Source organism: Candidatus Frankia nodulisporulans (assembly GCF_902806475.1).
Lineage (GTDB): Bacteria > Actinomycetota > Actinomycetes > Frankiales > Frankiaceae > Frankia > Frankia umida.
The window spans coordinates 1-2,449 of record NZ_CADCWS010000402.1; the positions used below are offsets into that span (position 1 = coordinate 1).

Annotated in this window: 2 protein-coding genes; one reads left to right on the forward strand and one right to left on the reverse strand. The window is 72.5% G+C overall.

Annotated elements, in window-relative coordinates:
* Nucleotides 1-328: 328 nt before the first annotated feature.
* A complete protein-coding gene (locus G6R24_RS20240) occupies nucleotides 329-1,375 on the reverse strand; it encodes an NAD-dependent epimerase/dehydratase family protein (protein WP_163550729.1) in 1,047 nt (348 codons plus the stop codon).
* A gap of 197 nt (nucleotides 1,376-1,572) precedes the next feature.
* Between G6R24_RS20240 and G6R24_RS23485 the strand changes: the two genes are divergently transcribed.
* The coding region (locus tag G6R24_RS23485) for an LbetaH domain-containing protein (RefSeq protein WP_163550730.1) at nucleotides 1,573-2,449 on the forward strand (877 nt) is incomplete at its 3' end.

Below are 2,449 nucleotides of genomic sequence, written 5' to 3' on the forward strand. Positions count from 1 at the left end.
CGGCCGCTGGGCTGATTCCCCGCCAGCCGACCCAGCAACGCTCCGATCCGGCCCGTCCCACGACGCCGTCCTGACCGGCCACGGACTCCGCGTCACATCCGACCTGGTTCGTCGCCAGAGAACGGCCGGCGGGCCCTCCCCGGTGAGTCCGGCCTGGTGAGTCCGCCGGACGGAGACGTCCAGCGCGGACGTCAACGGCGCCAACGGGTCGGGGGGAAACCGCGCGCCTGGCAGCGACAGGACCACCAGGCGCGCACCTGCGGTTTCGCCATGACAGCCCAGGGCTGATCTCGTGGATGACAAGCGGAGGTCATCCACGAGAAGCGACCTACCGCGAGTCGGAACCCGGGGGTTCGGTGTCGGCGGTGTCGGCGGGATGGGCGGAGCGGGCGGAGTCGGCGGGATGGGCGGTGTCGGCGGAGCGGGCGGCGGGGACGGAGCGGGTGGGAGTGAGGCCGCGCTCGGTGTACCAGGCGACGGTGGCCTCCAGGGCGGTGGCGAGGTCGACGCCGTCGGCGTCGGGGAACAGCGCGCGCATCGTCGCGGTCGCGGCCTGCGAGTCACGGACGTCACCGGAACGCGGCTCGTCATGGCGGACCGGCAGGGCGCGACCGAAGATCCTCTCCAGCTCGCGGACCACCGTGAGCAGGTCGGTCCGGGTGCCGAAGGCGATGTTGACCGGGTCCGGGTGGCTCAGACGGCGTAGCGCCGCGTCGCACAGCAGACCGGCGACACCGGAGACATAGGTGAAGTCGCGGGTCTGGCGGCCATCGCCATGGACGGTCAGGGAACGACCGGCCAGCGCGGCCTCGATGAAGGTGGGGACGACCGCCGCGTAGGCATGTCCCATCGACTGGTACGGCCCGAACACGTTGAACAGGCGCACGGCGAGCACCGGCAGGCCGAAGCCGGCCCGGTAGCCCAGCGCGTAACCCTCCGCCGCGAGCTTGGAGGCGGCGTAGGGACTGCGCGGCCGGCAGGGGGCCGTCTCGACGCGGGGCAGGGTGCCACCCGCGCCGTACACCGAGGACGACGAGGCGACCACGACGTGGGTCTCGTCCCGCTGGGCGACGTCGAGGACGGTCAGGGTCCCCGTGGCGTTGACGGCATGGGTGGCCATCGGGTCGAGCAGGGAACGTTGCACCGACGGCCGGGCGGCGAGGTGCACGATGCTGTCCGCGCCGAGGCAGGTCTGTTCGACCGTGGTCCGGTCGGTGACGCTGCCGACGACCAGCCGCACGGGCAACCCGGCGAGGTTGGCCACCGCGCCCGTGCTCAGATCATCGAGCACGACCACCTCGGCGCCCGCGGCGAGCAGCGCCCTGGTCAGGTGAGCACCGATGAAGCCGGCCCCGCCCGTCACGACTACCTTCACCGATCATCACCCTTCGAGTTCATAAGGATGCCGATAGTAGTCAGTTCGGACCGGCGTCACCCACCACAACCACTCCGACACTCTGCTCCCGCCTTCGCCCCCTTTGCCGCCCCCGCGCGACCAGCCACCCACACCCCCAGATTGACACTCTGCGTGTTGTGTTGATTGCAGAGAGTGCCGAATCTAGTGTGCGGCGAGTGCCAGGCCTTCCTCGACCACTGGTGATCGTGGGCGCCGGCGGATACGGCCGGGAGCTGCTGGATGTGGTGGAGGCCGTCAACGCCACGCGCGCCCCGGCGCCCTACGCCTTCCTCGGGTTCCTCGACTTCCCCGGCGGCCTGATCGATGACGACGCCGCGCCGGACGAGGACTCGAAGGCCCTGGTCCGCCGCGGCGCCGAACGTCTCGGCGGCCTGGACCTGCTCGGCCGGCTCGACGCCGACTACCTGATCGGCGTCGAGGACGCCGCGGCCCGCCAGCGCATCGACCGGTACGCCTCGCTGCACGGACGGCGCCCGGCCACCCTCGTGCATCCCCGGGCGAACCTCGGCGGCGATGTCCGGCTCGGCCCGGGCACCATCGTGTGCGCGCTGGCCAGCATCACCACGAACGTGCGCACCGGCCGGCACGTCGTGGTCAACATCGCGGCGAGTGTCGCGCACGACTGCCGGCTCGGCGACTACGTGACCGTCGCGCCGGGTGCCCGGATCGCCGGCGGGGTCGCCGTCGGCGCTCAGGCCTGGATCGGCACCCAGGCGAGCATCGCCGGTCCGCGCCATGTCGGCGACCGGACCGTGGTAGGCGCCGGCGCCGTCCTCACCGAGGACGTCCACCCGTCCACCCCCACCGGAGACGCCTGCGGCACCGAAAACGCCAACGGCACCAGGAACGCCAGCGATACCAGCGGTACCAGCGGTACCGGCGATGCCAGCGGTACCGGGAACGCCAGCGGTACCGGGGACACCCCTGTCGCCCGGGGCCCCGGGGACGCCAGCGGCGTCGGGGACGGTCCGGCCGGGTCGTCCCGTTCGAACCGGGGGGTGCCCCCGGAACAGCGCGACGCGCCGCTGGCCG